Below are 19,828 nucleotides of genomic sequence, written 5' to 3'. Positions count from 1 at the left end.
GAGTTCCGAACAAAAAGAAAAAGATCCCCGACTTCTTTAAGCAGTTGGGGATCTGAGCCAAGTTTAGTCTAGACAACAAATTAATCTAAACAATGCTTAAACACGAACTAGAAAAAGACAATACTGCCATATTTGAGCAGCTATGGGGGATAACAAATGAACTCCGCCAGAAATTAGACGCTCGTTTTCAGGTACATCCAGATCCATCGACGAAGAACTTACAAAGCTACTCGGCTTTGACTGGAAAAGCGCACGGATCGCTGAATACTTTCTCTGGTGAAGAAATTGATTGGCTAGTACATTCATGGTTGCGTGATCCCCAGTCAGGTTTTTGCAATATGCACCTGAGTATTTGGCTAAAACCGCATATCCGGGTTCCACATTTGGCTTTTGCTTTTGCCACTGTGCCAAAATTATTCTTTTATATGGATTACATCCCTCGCAGCGATCTATTTACTAACTTGGACTATTTGGATCGCTATTATGAACCTGTGAATAAGACATACCTGGAATTTCTTGGGGATTCCCGTTTCCAGCAATATATCAGCAAAACTCTGTATATCCGTCAGGCTCAGTCTCATACCAGTTTGTGTTACACCAGCCCAGTTACAGAAGAGACGATTGCTGTGGTTAACACAGTGGCCCATGAGATGATGGATCGTTGGCTGACTTGGGTAGATGAGGCTGAGTCTGTGCCAGATGATCAGCGTGCTGCCTTGTCTGAGCGTGATTTAATTGTACGCCGGGCGATCGCACAACGTGACCCAGACAACCAAATCGCTGTGCGGTTGTTTGGGGAAGAATTGACAGATAAACTGGTGCGATCGCTCTGGGGTGCTGACCGTATTCTTTAATTACATTATATTTATCGGGTCTACATCTATCGTTAAGCTGACAGATGAGGGACAAAGCGATCGCACAAATTCCCAATCGGGTAAGTTTGGCAATTCATTCGGGGCAAACTTGAGCAATATCTGCCAGCGATAACGATTAGCCACCCGCAAAATACTTGCGGGTGCTGGACCCAATATCTCAAATCCCTCACTAGCGCTCAAAGTTGTGGCAATGATTTGCGCTGCATTCTGCACTGCAATCGGATCAAGACTGCTTAAACGCAACAAAATCAACCGCCCATAGGGGGGGTAATTAAGTGCTTGCCGTTGTTCTAATTCGGCATCAGAGAAAGACTGATAATTATGGTGTCGCACCGCCTCAATTACCGCATGCTCTGGGGTATAAGTCTGCACAATTACCCTCCCCGGATCATCGCCTCTACCCGCCCGGCCAGCAACCTGAGTCAAGGTTTGAAATGCCCTTTCACTGGCGCGATAGTCTGATAAATGCAGCAATCCATCAGCAGCGACAACACCCACAAGTGTCACCTGGGGCAAATCCAAACCTTTGGTCAGCATTTGCGTTCCCACTAATAAATCTGCTTCTTTGTTGGCAAACTGGGTGAGTAAGGTACGATGTGAGCCTTTGTTGCGGGTGGTATCGCTATCAAAGCGAATCAATTTCAACTCTGGGAATTGGCGGTTTAATTCCTGGGCCACTCGCTGAGTGCCGCTACCAAAGAATTTTAAGTAAGGGGAACTGCAATCAGGGCAGTGTGGAGGATGCGATCGCACAAAGTTACAGTAATGACAGCGCAATAATTCCGGTGCGCCATCGTTTGTGTGGTGATAAGCCAATGACACATCACAGTTGGGACAATCGATCACATATCCACAACTCCGACAAGATACAAAAGTACTATGTCCCCGGCGATGGATAAATAAAATTCCCTGTTGTTGCTTTTCTTTTAGCTCTTGTAGCGCAGACTGTAGCGATTTACTAAATATAGAACGATTTCCCTGTTGCAACTCCTGCCGCATATCCACTATCTCAACTGGCGGTAAAGGGCGGGAATATATTCTCTCAGGCAAACTTAAGTAATAAGTCCTCCCTTGTCCCCCCTCCTTCCCGTGGTAGAGGGGGCTAGGGGGTGGGGTCTCCGGCTGCTGAGTTCCATCTTGTCCCCCCTCGCTGCCGGGGAGGGGGCTAGGGGTTGGGGTTCCAGGACTACCAACACTAATCCAACTTTCCAACGAAGGAGTCGCTGAACCCAAAATCAGGGGGCAATTTTCTAATTCTGCACGCCACTGGGCGACGGTGCGGGCGTGGTAGGTGGGGATCGGGGAATCTTGTTTAAAGCTGCTGTCGTGTTCTTCGTCTAAAATGATTAAACCCAATTTGGGTAAAGGAGCGAAAATAGCGCTGCGGGTGCCAATCACCACTTGGGGTTCCCCGGTGAGCATTTGTCGCCAAGTGTCGTACCGTTCACCGTCTGAGAGGGCGCTGTGATAGACGTTGACTCTGTTGTTACCAAATCGGGCGCGGAAACGATCTGTTAGCTGGGGTGTGAGTCCAATTTCTGGGACTAAAACGAGGACAGATATACCTTGTTCGAGTAAAGGTGCGATCGCTTGCAAGTAAACTTCTGTTTTGCCCGAACCTGTTACCCCATGCAACAAAATTTCCGCAAATCCATTTAAGGACTGTATGATTTCTAAAGCGCTAGCTTGAGCAGATGTTAAAGATTTAGGCTGATCCCCGGCTAATACAGGACTTTGTTCTGTTCGCAAGACTTCCCGCTCTTCAATCACGATATAGCCTTTTTGCACCATCGTTTTCAGAGTAGAAGTACTAGTATGGCAAATTTGCAGTAATTCACTTTGCCATAACTCCCCACCGCGTCGCCGCAGGACTTCTAAAATTTCTCGTTGGCGAGTAGTTAAGTCGCGATCGCTAATATCGATTAAAATGACAGCTTTTTGCAGTTTTGGTCGAGTTAATCGCGGCGGTTCTAAGTAACTTTCAACTAATCCCAATCGCAGTAACTCACGAATTCCCCGATAGGCAAATTTGACTTTTTGTTGTATGTAGGCGAAGCTATAATCTCCTGTTAATTGCCCTTGCAAAAGCTCCCAAATTTGCAGGGAAACTGGATTAAGGAAAGCTTGGGGCGATGGCAGTAAAAGATTATTCTCACGAACTGTCTGTTTTTCCCCCGCTCTCGCCAAAGAAGTCAAGCGAAGACGACGTTGCGATCGCCCCAGCAACCCTGGCGGTAGAGCCACCCGGATTACCTGAATCAAAGGCGTATAGTAATATGTGGCTACTCGATTGAGTAATTCCCAATACGAACTAGGGAAAAACCCCCCGCTCACTACATCATCTACGAACCGGATTTTTTCTAGCGGTAAATCAACATTTGGTTGTGCCAATAAGCGAATTGCGATCGCTCCTAGCTGTTGTGCCCCAAATGGTACGCTTAAAATATCACCTGGTTTTATTTCTAAATGGACTGGTAATCTGTAAGTAAACAGTCCTGAACTACCTGGATAGTCTACAAGCACTTCAATCCACCGATAGAGAGTTGTTTGGGATTGGTATGATCCCCCAGGTTCAGCCACAGCCAAAGGAGATAAATTTACGTCATTAATATACATAGTTTCTAACTTTATAGATAGATATTAGTTACACCTACCCCAAATTAACCTAGCTCACTAACTCAATGCTAACTTTTTGCTTGACTACACGTAAACTGTATTTCGCTACACTTTTATCACCCATAATACTTGATATGTTTCCTCTTATGTAATCTACTAGACAATTTTATGTCTGCTATACGTGCAATAAATATTTGATGCCTACTATACAAATAAAAGCACTATAGGCTATGTCTGAATCTGTTTCTCTATTGTTAGGGGGAATTGCGTTTTTCCACCTATTGATAGATATTCAACCCTTTAGCTATATGAGATGCTTTGATACAATCAATATCATCCGGATTTTAAGTTACCAATTTTGTAATTTGGATCATTTGGGCAACTTGATCAGGGATGCATAGCCCCACCACCAAGATTTCGATTAATTGAGCGACTCCTGGCATCTAAGCATTAAAAAACTTTAGAAAAATATATGAAAATTTAAGATGTTGGGTTCCTTCCCCCCGGAATTTTTTATATTTGTTAAGGTTGAGAATGTTTGAGGGGGTTTGACATATTTGGTGATTCAGAAAAAAATGAGGAATATATCTGTTGGTAGTCTGCGAAGATAGTTTTGTTGGGTGCAAATGACAGTATTCGTTATAGGTTGTATTTAACCGTAACCCAAAAACCACAGGCCAGCACTGATTTTGCTTCCTCAAGAGAAATTAGTAAAAGCTGGGATTTTGCCAGATAAACGGGTGTATTTGTCCCTTAGGGAAAACTACCAAGCCTCAAACGAGCAACTATCACTAAATTATGTACCAAACAAAGCAACGATCCCTAAAGGAAACTATGAATATTGCTGAATTGGGAACAATGGAAATACTGGAGAATGCTGCTGATCCTGAAGAACCATCACTAGATAGTCTAGATCCAGTGGTATATGAAGACTCTCCAATTGTAGAAAATTTGGAATCAGATGAACGAGACGGCGATGAAATGGCGGCGGCCCGTCCTTCTGGATACAATAAAACCGAGCATGATGATGCCGTAGGCGCATTTTTTAAGGAAATGGCGCGTTATCCGCTGCTTAAACCGGATGAAGAGGTAGAATTAGCGCGGCGAGTCAGGTTTCTCGAAGAAATCAAGGACTTACAAGAATCCTTAAGCACAGAACTGGGACAGCCGGCGAGCAAGTTGCAAGTGGCGAACCAGCTAGAAATGACGGAAAAACAACTAGAAAGCCGCTTGTATCAAGGTCGTGTAGCGAAACGCAAAATGATTCGCTCGAATTTGCGGTTGGTAGTCTCAATCGCCAAGCGCTATCTCAATCGGGGAGTACCTTTTCTGGATTTAATTCAGGAAGGAGCAATGGGTTTAAATCGCGCTACAGAAAAGTTTGACCCAGATAAAGGTTATAAGTTCTCTACTTACGCCTATTGGTGGATTAGACAAGCGATTACGAGAGCGATCGCTAATGATGCGCGGACAATCCGCTTGCCGATCCATATTGTTGAAAAACTTAACAAACTCAAAAAAGCCCAACGGGAACTCAAGCAAAAACTTTCTCGCAATCCCTCCGAAGCTGAAATGGCAGAAGCTTTGGAAATTACTGTGCAACAACTACGCCAACTACAACAACTACGGCGTCAAGCACTTTCCCTCAACCACCGCGTCGGTAAAGAAGAAGACACGGAACTGATGGACTTGCTAGAAGATGAAGATAACCAATCTCCCGAAGCAAAAATGAACGAAAACATGATGCGTCAGGAGATTTGGGAAGTCTTAGGGGACGTACTCACCCCACGGGAGAAAGACGTGATTTCTCTGCGCTATGGACTCACAACCAGTGAACCCTGCACCCTGGAAGAAGTTGGCAATATGTTCAATCTTTCCCGTGAGCGAGTGCGACAAATTCAAAGCAAAGCTATGCGGAAGCTGCGGCGTCCTCACATAGCAAAACGCTTAAAGGGTTGGTTGATTTAATAGTTATTAGTCGTTAGTCATTAGTCATTAGTCAAAAACTTTGCACAGTTGACTATAGACTATGGACTATGGACTATGGACTATGGACTAATGACTTCGCGTAGCGATTTAATTTTACGTTTTGCTCAACCAAGCGATTACATTGTACTGTTTGAATTAATTCAGCAGCTAGCAGAGTACGAAAAATTATCTCATGCTGTCACGGGCAATGCTCTAGAACTCAAAGAGCATCTATTTGGCTCGCGAACATACATAGAGGCAATTTTAGCCGAATCTGCGGGGCAAGCTGTGGGTTTTGCCCTATTTTTTCATAATTATTCAACCTTTCTGACAAAGCCAGGCATTTATCTGGAAGATTTGTTTGTCTTACCAGAATATCGACGCCAAGGTATTGGTAAGGCTCTTTTGGCAAAATTAGCCCAGGTAGCTCTAGAGCGAAGTTGTGGACGGTTAGAGTGGAGTGTGTTGGATTGGAACCTATCAGCGCAAGCCTTCTACCGCAGTATGGGAGCATCTATTTTAGATGATTGGCGAATTTGTCGCGTCCCGGAAGAGGCGTTGACACAGTTAGCTGATAAAGGATGAAGTGGCAAAACTGAGGTCTTGTATCTTGGGACATTTCATCCTTGATTATTAATTCTTTCTTCGTTATCAACTATGTAACTTTACATAAATTTGCATTTTCATCCAACTGAATGCCTCAGTGCTGAAACCTATCAATTGAAAAACCCGTAAAGCGAAAATTTCGCATTAGTTAGAGCGACGTTTGACAGCTTGTCTTTTGACGCGGGTAACTGCACCAAATGAAAATCATAAAGGACATTGCACCGATACAGCCGTTTTTTGCAGAGGGAACACGAAATGAAAAAGATTGTTTCAATATTACTGTTAGGCATAGCTATCTTCACCATTGCCTTCAGTAGTCCAGCTTTGGCAGCAGACGCTGCTAGTGGAGCTAAAGTATTTAGCGCTAATTGTGCCCAGTGCCATGCAGGTGGTAGAAATTTAGTCAACGCGGCCAAAAGCCTAAAGAAGGCAGATTTAGAAAAGTACGGTTTGTACTCAGCAGAGGCAATAATTGCCCAAGTTACCAAGGGTAAGGGTGCTATGCCGGCTTTTGGAGCGCGTTTAAAAGCGAACCAGATTGAAGATGTAGCTGCCTACGTGTTGGCACAAGCAGACAAAGACTGGAAAAAGTAAATCAACATCTAGCATCAGCTATTAATTAGCAATTAGCGGGGCTTTTGTCCCGCCAATTTTGTTTGTGCCGAAATTGTCTTTCTGAAGATGCTTATGACTTATTTCTGGCGATTAATCATCAGTGTGATGATTGTTTTGGCTCTAAATTTATTAACGCCGAGTGCCAATTCATCACCTCTTGCGAACACCCAAATTACAGAGAGTGATTTCTTCCAATTGGGTGTAGACAATATGCAGCGCGGAAATTATTTACAAGCGATCGAAAATCTGAATCTAGCGATTCAAATGCGAAAGGATTTTACCGCAGCTTATAGCGATCGCTGTTTAGCCTACCTTCAACTACAAGATTACCATCAAGCGATTGCGCGGAGCGCAGCGCCAAAGGCGATCGCAGATTGTACCCAGGCGATAAATTTAGCATTGGTGCCATTAGTGACTTTTCTCAAGTCATCAGGCTGAATCCTAGTAATGGCCAAGCTTATGTTAATCGGGCAGTAGCGCGATATAACTTAGGATACCATCAAGGCGCGATCGCTGATTTGCAACAGGCATCTGAATACTTTGGACACCAAGGGCAAAAGTTAGCCTACGAAAAAACTTTAGATTTACTCAAGACTGTGCAACAACAAATATCATCTGAATTAGAAATCGCTAGTCTCTAAGATTTAAGATTGGTGGGTAAATTATTAAAGGTTTGTAGTCAGCCGCTCTTAGCCTAGTTTTACCAATTAAATAATTTTCCAAATTCAAAATATTTTTTAAATGGCAAATTTGGTATTTTAAATTTGAATACAGCAGGTTTCATTTATTTGGACCACGGTGTAGAGACGTTGCATGCAACGTCTCTAATTTCTTTTTTAATGAACAACCTGTGGTACATGTACCTGAAAATAGCTGTAACCTTTGCCCTGCCAGTATTTAGCGATACTATGACATCTTGTCTTTTGACACCGTTTCTAGTAACCAGGACAATTCACTTAGTAAGTGATATTACCAGGTCTGAGGCATCTTCATGAATAAGTGTTTTTTTTTGTTTCCAGTTGCTGTACAGAGTTTATTGATTGCCTTTCCTGCTATTGCTGCTGATAAATTACCCGAAGTAATTTCCGAGATTCCTAGTTTGAGTGAAATTGAGTTACCCGCTACTAATGCTGAATTACTAACTCAACAAAGTGAAGTTCAGCAAGAAAATCAGCCAATCACAGAGCAAGAAACTGAGCCAACTCCTACAGATGATGCAGACATTTCTACAGAAGTGATTGGGGAGAAAGACACTATCCCTGAGTCTACACCCACTTATGTGATTGAACAAGAAGAGATTCAAAAACAGGGTGCTACAAGCGTAGCTGATATTTTAAAGAAAATGCCAGGTTTTGCCATTAATGACGTCGGTCATGGTGCAGATATCCACACAGGTACATACTACCGGGGAGCCTCAATTAATCAATCTGTATTTCTGATTAATGGCAGACAAATAAATACTAATGTTAATACTTATCATGGTGGAACTGATTTAAATAGCATTCCTGTAGAGGCTATTGACAGAGTCGAATTATACAGCGGCACCGCCTCCAGCTTATATGGTTCATCAGCCTTTGGAGGAGTTGTTAATATCATCACCAAAGAGGGTTATGGTAAGCCTAAATTGACTGGAAGTGTAGAATTTGGCTCATTGAGTTTAAATAATCAACAGGCAAGCTATGGTGGTTCATCTGGCGCTGTCAAGTACAACTTCAGCTTTGAAAGGTATTTTACAGATAACCGTTACCGCGTTCCTGTAGGTGCAGCAAATCGTGATGATCAGGGATTTTTATCTAATGCAGACACAGGCACAAGCACCTATTTTGGTAGCATTGACATAAATTTGAATCAAAAAAATTCTTTAACCTTGGATGTTACTAAACTTAGTAGTCGTCGAGGCTTAGTTTATTTTGGTTTCCCACTCCAAAAAGACCGATTAGACCATGATAATTTTAACGTTGGCTTATCTTGGAAAACTCGGCTTGGCGATGGAAAAAACTCTAATCTCACAACTTCACTTGGTTATAACCAAGATTACTTTAGCACCTATGGGCCTACAGTTGTTAACAACATAGAATATAACCGTACTGGGGTTTTAGATACACAACAAATCACAGCTAGGGTAGATCATGAGTGGCAACTTACTCCTAGTAATAAATTGCGCTGGGGATTAGATTTGAAAAACACTGACTTAAACGGTGATGTGTTGAGTAGCAACCCCAGTAGAATTGCCAATAATGAAACTGAAAATCGGAGTGTATTGAATACAGCATTATTTGCTGTTAATACTTGGAATGTTAGCGATATTTTTCAGGTAGATTTAGGGCTAAGACAGAGCTTTGACGGGCAGTTTGGCAATTATTTCAACCCTAGTGCTGGGTTACGTTATGCCTTCACACCAGCAGTTGCTGTGCGAGGAAGTTGGGCTGGAGGACAGCGCAATCCTGGTTTAGATCAGTTATATGTTTATGATACGGTTCATGGTTGGGAACCAAACCCCGATTTAAAACCAGAAACTGGCTCATCTTGGACTGCGGGTGTGGATGTCAAGTTATCTGACAATTTACTGGGGCAATTTACTTACTTCGGGAGTAGTTTAGATAATCGATTGGGAGTGATAAATGGGAAATGGGCAAATATTGGGTTAGTAGATACAGGTGGTTTAGAGGCAGCATTACAATTAAAAATTGCTTCTGGCTGGTCAACTTTCCTCAACTATACTTATACAGATGCCCAAATCAAAACAGGAACGGAAAAAGGGTTACAATTAGGTCAGATTCCCTATTCTTCGCTTCAGAGTGGTATCGGTTATCAAAATGCTGGATGGCAGGCTAATTTGTATGTGACTTACAACAGTGGTGCTCGTCGGTCTGTCTTTGCGAGAACTGGTGACAAAAATACAGATTTTGTCCCGTCTTTTGTGAATTTAGATTTGAGTGGTCGGATTCCTCTAACTAGCAATTTGGGTTTGACTATTTATTTAGAAAATTTGCTAGATGAGCAATATGAGCGAGTTAATCGAATCTACAGTCCTGGGTTTACTCTCCGTGTGGGTTTAAGTTCAAGTCTCTAGCCTTAGGGTTGAGATATTTAGATTATTAACCACAGACGAACAAGAGATAAATTATCTGTGTTCATCTGTGGTTTCATTTTCTTTCCAAATCAATTACAATGGCTGATATGAGAGCCAGAATTGAAAACAAGCTACTTTTTCTCCACCACGAGGATCTACCAGAGTTTAAAAAGGGTGGATCTGTGGTCAGGAATTCTTATTTTTGGGCGCTACGTTCAATTGCTGGTCATGCTGGGCGTAATCGTGATTGGGAATATGAATCAGAGGTTTGGCTAGCCCTAGCGCGGATGCTGTTGTCGTTTGCTGAGTCGGGATATTTGGGTTATCGAGAAACCATATTAGAGTTCCCCTTATCCCAAGGAGAAATTCCTGATTTGTTGCGGGTTGTGTCAACTTGGGAATAACTTTTTTGTAAAGTAATATAGCGCTTCTCGATTGTGTGCAATACAAAATGGGGTAAGCTCACCGAAGCTGACGTTTGCCGTGACAGTATTTTTTGGATGGACCGCGATTGGATATTGCAGCCAATTGCCTTATAAATCGAATAGCCATATTCTCTGTATTTCGTCCCAAATAGAACGTCTAAAAACAGACATAACAGCATCAAGATGTTCTTGAGCACCAGGAGCAGCCGGGGCATCGGTGAGAGGTTAGGGTAATTGCATTTTTGTCAAGTCGCTTTTTTTTGGTTAGAGGGGTTTGAGTGACACCCAAGAGTATTGGATGCCACCACAAAGTCTAATACTAGGGGTGTGCAATCATGTAGCGCGGTGATTCCAAAGTCCAATCCAGATTGCCGCGTAGCCAGGAGCGCAAACCTGATAGGTAGCGTTGGAGATTGGTATCTATTTCCGCTCCAAAAGACGGCAGTTGCGCCGACAACTCAATAAAGATTCGCACCTCAGCATTGTGAAGCTCGGCGGCGCGGTCAAACGCCTCTTGAAGAGGAATTTGGTATTCGTGCTGTAGAACAATGACTAGATTGTGAGTATTCCCCGCTCTTGTGTCCTTTTCAAAAGAGAAAATATCATTTGACCAGGCGATAACATTACTTGTCGCCAGATTCAGGCGCTTCACAATAGGGTGTTCGATGACTTCAGGCGGGAGAGAGATCCGAGCCTCTAACAGTATTAAGTCAATACAAGGATACATCCAAATCGTGAAATTACGTATTTTTGTAAAGGTGGCAAAATCTAGCGTAATCCCCTGCGAGTTGTTCAGAGCTTCCCAGCGCACTCCTTGGAAAACATCTTCCATATTCTTTGTGAAACGAAGCATCCACTCTGACGTCGCATGGGGAAACTGGTGTAGCCTTTGCACAATATCTCGCCATGCTCGCGCTACAGGCGTATCGATGTCCGTGACTTCCGCCCCCTTCAAAATATTGACTAACCGAGCGTGCTCTGGTTCCAATATTTCTGGTTGCTTGCTCATTCCAGCCTTCTCAAATTGGTCGTCAGCGAAGAAACCCCAGAACATGAAATCATTAAAAATTTTTAGCGTTTCAAGGGAGGCATTGGGGTAGCCGCGTGCAGTCTGAACGTGAAGGTTTGCCGCCAGCAAACTTTGGTAAACTGATTCATCTGTAACAAGATTGAAGGAACGCACCCAATCGAGAGTATGCTGGCCGGCAGCTTCGCAATGCTGATTAATGGCAGAAGGAAAGGGACAATAAAATTTGGGGAATTTGAGGTTATTCACAGGATTTTGTCAAAATTAGGGAAATTTGCAATTATTTTTGATTAAAATATAATACAACCCCACGGAACATATAGAGATAGTTAATGTACTCCTGTAAGTGACTGCGCTTAACTCGCCAGATATTACCAATCACTTTGGCTTTTAACTCCCCTGCTGTAATGACATCTTTGAGAAGTTCTTGCTTACAATCCCCTACATTTATACTTAATAAACCTCAACTCTGAGGTTTAGCTTAATCAAAAAGAAGCCCCACATCTGACCCGAAGGGCAGTGTGGGATGAATTTTTGGGCGATGACGAATTGACCCACAACCAAATCAATCCGTAGGATTGACAGGACAGTGGGTCGATGAGGAATCGCCATTTTTGACGTTAAGCGAATCGATAAAATCCTCAATTACATTGGTCATAGTTTTATCATGTTGAGCCGAATATAAACGCAGTTTATTTAATCTCCGCTCGGATATTCTCAGATTCAATGATTTGTTTTTCATAAATGCCTATACAACGCCTGTACGTTTATGCTATCGTTTGTATAGGTCGAAGGCAAGGACAAAAAATGAAAATCTCATACCAGTACAAAATTAAACCAACTAAAGAACAGGCGGAAAAAATCAATAAAACACTGGAAATGTTGCGTTGTCAATATAACTATTTGTTGGCTCAAAGATTTGACTGGTATGAGATGAATCGTAGTCCTATTGATAGATGTCCATTAATTTGTCATCTGCCCGAATTAAAAGAACAGCCTAACTATTACAATCAAAAAGCATCTCTAGTTCAACTCAAATTAGATAGACCTTGGTACAAAGATATTCACTCTCAGGTACTTCAAGAAGTTCCTAAGAAAGTTGAATTGGCTTTTGATAGATGGTTAAAAGGTGACATTAATGGCAAGAAATCAGGTAGACCTAGATTCAAGGGTCAAGGACAATACAAAACTTTTACTTATACCCAATTTAAAAGACATCATTTTGTTAACAACAAAATCACGCTATCAAAAATTGGAGATATCAAGGTAATTGTTCATCGCCCAATACCCGTTGGATTTGACATCAAAACTGTATCTGTCACCAAAAAAGCGGATGGTTACTACATCACTCTCAGCCTTGATGACAAATCAGTTCCTACAGTTAAGCCTGACTTTAATCCTGACAATATTGTTGGTATTGATGTTGGCTTAATTGATTTCTATGTAGCTTCTGATGATTCTAGAATCAAAGCACCTAAATATCTACGCAAAGCTGAACGCTTGCTTAAATCATTGCAGCGTATGGTATCAAGGCGTAAAAAAGGTTCTAACAGACGCAAAAAAGCTATTAAAAAATTGGGTAAACAGCATAAAAAAGTGGCTGATACTCGTAAAGACTTCCACTTTAAAACAGCTAAATTACTACTTGATAAGTATGATGTTATAGCTGTGGAAAAATTGAATATCAAAGGACTCGTTAAAACTAAATTGGCTAAAAGTATTAATGATGCTGCTTGGAGTCAGTTTGTAACCATACTTTTAAACAAAGCCGAGAATGCTGGTTTAAAAGTAATAGCTGTAAATCCAAACGGTACTAGCCTTGAATGCTCTAACTGCGGTCACAAGGTCAAAAAGTCGTTATCTCAAAGAATGCACAATTGTCCTGTATGTCATGCAAGCTTGTGTAGAGATTTAAATGCGGCTATAAATATAAAGAACCGTGGGACACACGGTCTTAAAGCTCAGTCAATGTCCGGATTAGGAGTCGCTGAGAAGCCCACACTTACCCAAAGGGAAGTGTGGGAGATGTCACCAATTCAATAAGCTTTTAGCGTGCAAAACAGTAAATGCGGAACAGTAAAAAACATCCCCAGTTGAGAAGGCCAGATGGCCCTAAGAACCCCCGTTTGGTGCAGATGCTGCAGTGGATTGCTGACCCTATCGGTTATCTGGAAACTGCTTCTAAACACTACGGTGACATTTTCACCGCGCAGGTGGGTTGGGGTGTTGCTCCCCACGTGTTCGTTAGCAATCCCCAGGCGATTCAGCAGATTTTAACTAGCGAGTCAAAACAGTTTTCCCCCTATAGTGAGTTGTTCATCAACTTTATGAAACCGTTTTTAGGGGAACACTCGATAATGAGGGTGGAGGGCGATCGCCACCGACGTCAGCGCCAACTGTTGATGCCTCCCTTTCATGGAGAGCGGATGCGAGCCTACGGAGCGCAAATCAGTAGCATCACCGAGCGAGTAATGAGCCGATTGGATCAAAGCAAACCCTTCAAGGCTCGCAACGTGATGCTGAATATCTCCCTAGAGGTGATTTCTCAGGTTGTCTTCGGCTTGCAGTCGGGAGAGCGTAGCGAACGGCTCAAGCAACTACTCAATGCATGGTTGGATGCAATGAGTTCTCCGGCTTTTCCCATCTTCCTGCTTTTGCCCTTCCTGCAAAAGGATTTAGGCGCAAGAAGTCCTTGGGGATACATCCAGAACCGGAATAAAGCACTGAGCGAACTGCTCTACGCTGAAATTCGGGAACGCCGCCAGAAATACGACCCCTCTGACAACGACATTATGACGTTGCTGCTGTCGGCAAAGGACGAAGCAGGTGTTGGGATGACCGATGAGGAATTATACGATGAGTTGCTGACACTCTTATTAGTGGGACATGAAACGACAGCAACAGCAATAACTTGGGCGCTGTGCTGGGTTCACCACCAGCCAGAAATTCGCAACAAACTTTTTGAGGAACTCGATACTTTGGGTGACTCCTCTGACCCAATGGCCATTTCCCGACTACCATACCTGACTGCGGTCTGCTTTGAAAGCCTGCGGATTTACCCGGTTCTTCCCCTAAATTTGCCACACGTGGTGAGAGAGCCAGTTGAGCTGATGGGCTACCAGTTGGAGCCTGGTACGAAGGTTGTCGCAAATATTTATCTAACGCACCATCGCCAGGATATATATCCAGAACCAGAGCGGTTTAAGCCAGAACGCTTTTTAGAGCGACAATTTTCTGCCTACGAGTATTTGCCCTTTGGCAGCGGTAGTCGTCGCTGTGTTGGGGCGGCGCTAGCACAGTTGGAAATGAAGCTGGTATTAGCAACTATTCTGTCGCACTATCAACTGGCGCTGTCAGACAGCCGTCCCGTGCGACCGCAGTTACAATTCGGTTCGTTCATCGTACCTCAAGGTGGGGTGAAGATGGTGATTGAGGGTGAGCGCTATCGTGTCGCACCCAAAGCGGGAAAATCAGACGTTAAGACTGAAAACCTTATCTAATAAACATCCTCAAAACTTATTGTTAAATATGTTTTCAATAAAAGTATTTCCATTTATCCTGCTCTACTTAAGAAATTGGTTCAAAGACCATTTGGGGAATTAATACGCCGTCTTGTGATTGTGCAATTCCTAAAAATCGGGTTTCTTCTTCGTAAATTCGCACTATTCCCTCAACTTCTGGAGTTACAGGAATGTTTTGACCTTGGCACCATTTTTTGGCTGATGTTGCTGGTAAACTCACAGATTTAAGATGCTGTAAGGGCGCATCTGGGGAGATGGGTTGAAATATTCCTGCTGACAGATGTGCTTCTAAGTCGGTTAAGGTGAGACTGTTTGTCAAGGGGAAACTGGAGCTTTCTGTGCGGATTAAGGCGGCGAGGGTGCCTCCTGTTTGTAAGGCTATACCTAAGTCGCGTGCGATCGCCCGAATATATGTCCCTGCGCCACAAGCGATCGCCATATCCAATTCCGGGAAATCCCCGTCGCGCCAGTCTAGAACCGAAATCTGGAATATTTCTACTGTCCGGGTTGGGGCTTGAACTATTTCGCCTTTCCGCGCCAAATCATACAGGCGTTTCCCTTCTACTTGAATAGCACTGTAACTTGGGGGAATTTGCGCGATTTTGCCCTGAAATTGTCCAAGTGCCGTATTTATATCTGCTAAATTCAACCCCGAACAAGGAACAGATGTGATAACTTCCCCTTCTAAATCATCGGTGGTGGTACGCACACCCAGGCGGATTGTGGCTTTATAGGCTTTTTCACCAGGTAAATATTGTAATAATCTTGTGGCTTTCCCCAAAGCGATAGGTAACACGCCGGTAGCCTTTGGATCTAAGGTTCCCGCGTGTCCTACACGTTTGAGGCGCAGGAGTTTTCGCACCCGCGCTACGCAGTCATGGGAAGTCCAGTCGAACGGTTTGTTTAAGTTAAGAAAACCTTGCACAGTCAAATTTTAGAGTTTTTATTATTGCCTCAGACATCCTATTTTATTTCACGCAGCGGAGCTAGTACCGCTTTGCAGAATTAAAAATTAGAAATTAAAAATTAAAAAGCTTGTGGTGTAAAGCTTTCAGCGATTTTGAATACTAGATTTATTTCTGCCGTGATGTATTAGTATGTGTGTGATTTACAAAAAAATCGTGACTTGCAATAGGGAAACACCGATATCTAATATCCAAAATCCAAATCTAACTATGATGTCGGGGGATTTTTTCCTGGCGGAGTTAGTGGCGTTAATATTATCACTCAGCACTGCTGCTAATTCTTTGGTACTTAGGGACTGAACGATGCTCAAACCAAGAGATTTACTAGAAATGCTTTTGGCGTAGGCGGCGTTAAGGTAGGAACTGGATTGTAATCTTCCCGCCACATAGCTTTGGAAAAAAGGCAGACTCAAGACATTGATGTAACGACGTGCTTGAGTAGCATCGCCAACCATCTCCGCAGGTAAGGCTACTTGTGTACTCTCAGGGTTACTATTACCAATGGTGGAAAAGTGGGTTGCACCAACTAGGATGACGAGATATTTGTGTGCATTAGCGAACCAGGAGAAAGGAAGGATTTGTTCGTATAAAGCTGGTGCTACAGTATCTTCACTGCTACCAACAAGCATCACGGGAGTTTTAATTTGGCTTAAGCCAAGTTTGCCAAAAATAGAGCTTGTCATGGGATTAACGGCGATCGCTGCTTTAACTCTCTCATCCCGCAAGTTAAGCTCTTTACCAGACTGCTTTGCGCTCAATTCTAAAGCGCGACATTGCAGCAGTAAAGACATATTCCAGGTATCTTGCAGTGACTCTGGTTGACAGTCTTGCTTTAGTTGCTGAAAGTTAATTTCTGCTCCTGCTAGAGCTAAAGCGGTGTAACCACCAAAAGATTGACCAAATACGCCAACTTGTTGCAGATTTAACCGATTTTGAAACCGGGAATCAGACTGGCTGCTCTCCTCAAGTTGATCTAGGATGTATTTTACATCCATTGGTCGGTCTTGAAATTCCTCTGGTGCTGCAACTTCACTAGCGCTACCATTCAGCAGCAATTGTAATTGTTTAGCATCACTACCCGGATGATTGGGAACAACGACAGTAAAGCCGTGGGAAGCTAGATGAGTGGCTAAATAGCGAAAGTTGCTGCTGTCTAAACCCAAACCATGAGAAATGACAATTACAGGTGCGGGACTTTGGACATGAGGAACATAAATATCTGTGAACAACAGGCGATCGCGCGTTGAGTCGAAAAACTTCAGATGATATTTGTCCATTGTAAACTGTCCCTCTGTCTGTAAATCTGGCAATGAGGATACATTTGCAGACGGGATGGTATCAGCTTCTATATTTGACTGTTTGATCACTAATGCGATCGCACGACTGGTTTCGCTAATCAGGTTTTCCAGTTCCGCAGCTATTCCCAGGCTATGGACTAAATCAAGATGAATGCTGCTGGTGGGATACTTACGCAACAGATTCAATAGCGTCAAGCCTCCCGGTTCCGCAGTGGCTAAAATCAACGCTGAACGCAAAGTCTGAAGTCCTGATTCTGCTTGATTCCAGGGGGTTTTAATTAATTTTGCCAACCGGCGCAGCAAAAATTCTCCTTGCGCTGTGTAGAGAAATTGCGAAACCACTGCTGGACTAACTTTTACCGGCTGGAGTAATACCCGCCGCAATTCTTGGAGTTGTGGCGCTGGCAGATACTGTTGATATTTGCTCAACTCGTCATTAATGGCACCTGTTTTTGCGTAGTTTTCTAAAATACTAACCGGAAAGGCTATCTCTAGGGGTGAATAAGATGCATATATTCGCTCTGCTGCCATGACAGAATTACTGATACCTAATATTGGCAGCAGTATTGAAAGAGCCAGCAATAGCAAACTTTTTCTCAGGGTGCTGGCCCAATTACCAAACAAACTATTCATCGCTCAACTTTTTCAGTGGTGTTGTTTCGCGAGGCGTTGGCTTTGGTAGTTATTCAAGCACCCTGGTTCATTTACTTAATATGATTCGCCTCAGTTTTATGGAATTTTTTCGAGATTTGTTTTTCTAGGACACAAATTCAAAACTTAAATGCTATAGAGCTACTCATGTAGGCAAAATATCGACCTGGCAAGAGTTTGACTCAACTTGGCTGCATTTACTTTAAAAGTATAACAAAGAAGAAATTACCTCACCTCAGTATTTCTAATGTAGCTTTGAATCGGAAATAAATTTATCCAGAGAATAATCGGATTGACATTTTGATAATTATTCCGATTAATCAGATTTTCCTAAAGCAATCGCTCCCGAACCAGCAACAACTAGCACTGCTCCCAAAATTCCGATTACAGTCAAGTGTTCTGGGGGGAGCAAAGTAGGTGCAATTGCTGAAGTCAGCCAAACTGAAATTAAGGTGATAATAGGGGCTAAAGTTAAGACTGCACTCACTCGTGACGCTTGCCAATGTTGTAATGATTCGGCAAAAGCACCATAGGCAATTAGAGTATTTAAGGCACAAAAAACTAACATTCCTAAATGTATTGTGTCAAGGGTGAGAATTGTTTTTACTCTGGCGAAAGGAGTGAATAATAAAGCACAGGCACCATACATTATCAGCATGATGTTTGATGAAGATAGCGATCGCAATAGCTGCTTTTGGGCCAAAGCATATATAGCCCAGGCCGCTGCTGCTAGTACAACCAAACCACTGCCAAGAAGATATGTACTAGGTGCTGTGATTAAATTCGTTAGCTGTGCATGAAAAAATAAAGCGAACCCCAGAGTCAGCACACTAACGCCAAGCCATTGACTCAGGGTATAACGTTCTTTGAACACAACCAAACCGCCGAAACCCAATAAAACAGTCGCTAACTGAATCAGCACCTCAGCGTTAGCCGGTGCTGTTAGCACTAAACCTTGGGTAAACAGAACGTAATTACTTGCTAAACCGATAATAGCGATCGCTAATAATTTCCCAGAAGCCGAGCGCAGTTGTTGTAAAGTGGGTAACTTTCCAGTTATCCCTGAATACGTAGCTAGCAAGGTAAACGCCACTAAAAAGCGAAACCAAACGACGGTATAGACATCTAGCGCTTGTAGCACCACCGTTAGAGCAATAGGTAGAATCCCCCATAACAAAACAGTCACCAGCGATAATGCTAGACCTAAACGCCAGCGACCGGAACTTTGATGCATCATTAAATTAAGTGTCAAGGGTCAATCGTCAATAATACTTAACATTTCGGATTATTAGACGTCTGGCAAAAGTGTTTAACGAGTAGGTAGAGACGTTGCATGCAACGTCTCTACACTGTGGTATGAATAAATGATTTCTGCTGTAACCGTAGCGGCTCATATGTTACAACAGGGAGTACCTTGAGCGCTGCAACCTATTGATTGAACTGATTAGGGGAGTCTTGAGTATTTTTACACCGTCCCAAGGCAGCGAGAACAACTATCCCCCACCACCCATCTTTTTCAGCAGGGCGTTGGGGGATATGCTAAGTTGCTCTCAAGATTCTTAAAGGGGGACTACAGCAGCAAACCAGGAGGTATCAACACTGTATCAATGATGTGAATATAGCCATTTCTAGCTTTGAGGTCGGATTTTTTGAATTTGGCCTTACCGATTTCAAAATAACCTTTCTTAAATTTAATTTCCACCAGTCCGCCTGCATAAGTTTTGATTTTTCCAGGCTTGATTTTTTTAGAATCAATTGAGCCATAAAGAACGTGGTAAGTCAAAACTTGCTGTAAGAGTAGTCTGTTTTCTGGTCTGAGCAGTTTTTCTAAAGTAGCCGGTGGTAAAGCCGCGAATGCAGCATCAGAGGGGATAAAAACAGTAAATAATCTATTGCTAGAGAGGGTTTCTACCAGTCCGGCTCTTTGGATAACGTTGACAAAAGTATTGCAGCCGCAAGTGCTGGTGCTGGCAACTTCGACAATTGAACCTACAGAACTTACTGGAGTAACTAAGACAGGTTGTATAACTTCTTGTTGATGCTTCTTTTTAGCCAAAGAGGGAGAACTAGCGAAAAGACCAGTTGCGGCGATCGCTATACCAGCTGTTGTAATAAGTAAACGGTGAGATGCTTTCATGAATGTAACCTTGATAACTTTTGCATTGTAAAACGGAGATTTTCAGTGATA

Annotated in this window: 16 protein-coding genes; 10 read left to right on the top strand and 6 right to left on the bottom strand. The window is 42.9% G+C overall.

Going from position 1 to position 19,828, the window contains the following annotated elements:
- The first annotated feature begins 92 nt into the window (after positions 1–92).
- Positions 93–854, top strand: a complete 762-nt coding sequence (locus CYLST_RS12545) for a Red chlorophyll catabolite reductase (RCC reductase) (RefSeq protein WP_015208102.1) — start codon at positions 93–95, stop codon at positions 852–854.
- Here the strand turns inward: CYLST_RS12545 and priA are convergent, their stop codons facing one another.
- Positions 855–3,491, bottom strand: coding sequence for a primosomal protein N' (gene priA / locus CYLST_RS12540; RefSeq protein ID WP_015208101.1), 2,637 nt, complete (start codon positions 3,489–3,491; stop codon positions 855–857).
- Positions 3,492–4,289: 798 nt separating this feature from the next.
- Between priA and CYLST_RS12535 the strand changes: the two genes are divergently transcribed.
- From CYLST_RS12535 to CYLST_RS12510, 7 genes are all read left to right on the top strand, one after another.
- Positions 4,290–5,459, top strand: coding sequence for an RpoD/SigA family RNA polymerase sigma factor (locus CYLST_RS12535; RefSeq protein ID WP_041233085.1), 1,170 nt, complete (start codon positions 4,290–4,292; stop codon positions 5,457–5,459).
- A 90-nt stretch (positions 5,460–5,549) separates the two neighbouring features.
- Entirely contained in the window at positions 5,550–6,044 is a 495-nt protein-coding gene (locus tag CYLST_RS12530; RefSeq protein ID WP_172642158.1) for a GNAT family N-acetyltransferase, read from the top strand.
- Positions 6,045–6,320: 276 nt separating this feature from the next.
- Positions 6,321–6,659 carry a cytochrome c6 PetJ gene (petJ, locus tag CYLST_RS12525; RefSeq protein WP_015208097.1) on the top strand — a complete coding sequence of 113 codons (339 nt, stop codon included), beginning with the start codon at positions 6,321–6,323 and terminating at the stop codon, positions 6,657–6,659.
- A 93-nt stretch (positions 6,660–6,752) separates the two neighbouring features.
- Positions 6,753–7,118, top strand: a complete 366-nt coding sequence (locus CYLST_RS36550; RefSeq protein ID WP_041233084.1) for a tetratricopeptide repeat protein — start codon at positions 6,753–6,755, stop codon at positions 7,116–7,118.
- On the top strand, positions 7,055–7,321 hold the full coding sequence (locus tag CYLST_RS36545) for a tetratricopeptide repeat protein (protein WP_342663884.1): 267 nt from the start codon (positions 7,055–7,057) through the stop codon (positions 7,319–7,321). Before CYLST_RS36550 ends, CYLST_RS36545 begins: the two co-directional genes overlap by 64 nt.
- A 350-nt stretch (positions 7,322–7,671) precedes the next feature.
- Complete coding sequence (locus CYLST_RS12515; RefSeq protein WP_015208096.1) at positions 7,672–9,753, top strand: TonB-dependent receptor plug domain-containing protein; 2,082 nt, start codon at positions 7,672–7,674, stop codon at positions 9,751–9,753.
- A gap of 107 nt (positions 9,754–9,860) precedes the next feature.
- Positions 9,861–10,157, top strand: a complete 297-nt coding sequence (locus CYLST_RS12510) for a hypothetical protein (RefSeq protein WP_041233616.1) — start codon at positions 9,861–9,863, stop codon at positions 10,155–10,157.
- A gap of 340 nt (positions 10,158–10,497) precedes the next feature.
- Here the strand turns inward: CYLST_RS12510 and CYLST_RS12505 are convergent, their stop codons facing one another.
- Entirely contained in the window at positions 10,498–11,454 is a 957-nt protein-coding gene (locus tag CYLST_RS12505; RefSeq protein WP_015208093.1) for a terpene synthase family protein, read from the bottom strand.
- Between the two features lie 558 nt (positions 11,455–12,012).
- Here CYLST_RS12505 and CYLST_RS12500 point away from each other — a divergent pair.
- Together CYLST_RS12500 and CYLST_RS12495 are read left to right on the top strand one after the other, a co-directional pair.
- Positions 12,013–13,248 carry an RNA-guided endonuclease InsQ/TnpB family protein gene (locus CYLST_RS12500; protein WP_015208092.1) on the top strand — a complete coding sequence of 412 codons (1,236 nt, stop codon included), beginning with the start codon at positions 12,013–12,015 and terminating at the stop codon, positions 13,246–13,248.
- Positions 13,249–13,271: 23 nt separating this feature from the next.
- On the top strand, positions 13,272–14,705 hold the full coding sequence (locus tag CYLST_RS12495; RefSeq protein WP_015208091.1) for a cytochrome P450: 1,434 nt from the start codon (positions 13,272–13,274) through the stop codon (positions 14,703–14,705).
- Positions 14,706–14,772: 67 nt separating this feature from the next.
- On the opposite strand, the gene truB is transcribed toward CYLST_RS12495, so the two are convergent.
- From truB to CYLST_RS12475, 4 genes are all read right to left on the bottom strand, one after another.
- Positions 14,773–15,651 carry a tRNA pseudouridine(55) synthase TruB gene (gene truB / locus CYLST_RS12490; RefSeq protein ID WP_015208090.1) on the bottom strand — a complete coding sequence of 293 codons (879 nt, stop codon included), beginning with the start codon at positions 15,649–15,651 and terminating at the stop codon, positions 14,773–14,775.
- A 183-nt stretch (positions 15,652–15,834) separates the two neighbouring features.
- Positions 15,835–17,622, bottom strand: coding sequence for an alpha/beta hydrolase (locus CYLST_RS12485; RefSeq protein ID WP_015208089.1), 1,788 nt, complete (start codon positions 17,620–17,622; stop codon positions 15,835–15,837).
- Between the two features lie 334 nt (positions 17,623–17,956).
- Positions 17,957–18,877 (bottom strand): DMT family transporter, encoded by a 921-nt coding sequence (locus CYLST_RS12480; RefSeq protein WP_015208088.1) that lies wholly within the window; start codon positions 18,875–18,877, stop codon positions 17,957–17,959.
- Between the two features lie 333 nt (positions 18,878–19,210).
- On the bottom strand, positions 19,211–19,777 hold the full coding sequence (locus CYLST_RS12475) for a fasciclin domain-containing protein (RefSeq protein WP_015208087.1): 567 nt from the start codon (positions 19,775–19,777) through the stop codon (positions 19,211–19,213).
- Positions 19,778–19,828 lie beyond the last annotated feature (51 nt).

Source organism: Cylindrospermum stagnale PCC 7417 (genome assembly GCF_000317535.1).
GTDB classification, from domain to species: Bacteria; Cyanobacteriota; Cyanobacteriia; order Cyanobacteriales; family Nostocaceae; genus Cylindrospermum; species Cylindrospermum stagnale.
This window is presented reverse-complemented; position numbering and strand designations above follow the sequence as displayed.

Coding starts and splice junctions, on each gene's coding strand:
- CYLST_RS12545 (WP_015208102.1), top strand. CDS start 93: ATGCTTAAACACGAACTAGAAAAAGACAATACTGCCATATTTGAGCAG.
- priA (WP_015208101.1), bottom strand. CDS start 3,491: ATGTATATTAATGACGTAAATTTATCTCCTTTGGCTGTGGCTGAACCT.
- CYLST_RS12535 (WP_041233085.1), top strand. CDS start 4,290: ATGTACCAAACAAAGCAACGATCCCTAAAGGAAACTATGAATATTGCT.
- CYLST_RS12530 (WP_172642158.1), top strand. CDS start 5,550: ATGACTTCGCGTAGCGATTTAATTTTACGTTTTGCTCAACCAAGCGAT.
- petJ (WP_015208097.1), top strand. CDS start 6,321: ATGAAAAAGATTGTTTCAATATTACTGTTAGGCATAGCTATCTTCACC.
- CYLST_RS36550 (WP_041233084.1), top strand. CDS start 6,753: ATGACTTATTTCTGGCGATTAATCATCAGTGTGATGATTGTTTTGGCT.
- CYLST_RS12515 (WP_015208096.1), top strand. CDS start 7,672: ATGAATAAGTGTTTTTTTTTGTTTCCAGTTGCTGTACAGAGTTTATTG.
- CYLST_RS12510 (WP_041233616.1), top strand. CDS start 9,861: ATGAGAGCCAGAATTGAAAACAAGCTACTTTTTCTCCACCACGAGGAT.
- CYLST_RS12500 (WP_015208092.1), top strand. CDS start 12,013: ATGAAAATCTCATACCAGTACAAAATTAAACCAACTAAAGAACAGGCG.
- CYLST_RS12495 (WP_015208091.1), top strand. CDS start 13,272: ATGCGGAACAGTAAAAAACATCCCCAGTTGAGAAGGCCAGATGGCCCT.
- CYLST_RS12485 (WP_015208089.1), bottom strand. CDS start 17,622: ATGAATAGTTTGTTTGGTAATTGGGCCAGCACCCTGAGAAAAAGTTTG.
- CYLST_RS12480 (WP_015208088.1), bottom strand. CDS start 18,877: ATGATGCATCAAAGTTCCGGTCGCTGGCGTTTAGGTCTAGCATTATCG.
- CYLST_RS12475 (WP_015208087.1), bottom strand. CDS start 19,777: ATGAAAGCATCTCACCGTTTACTTATTACAACAGCTGGTATAGCGATC.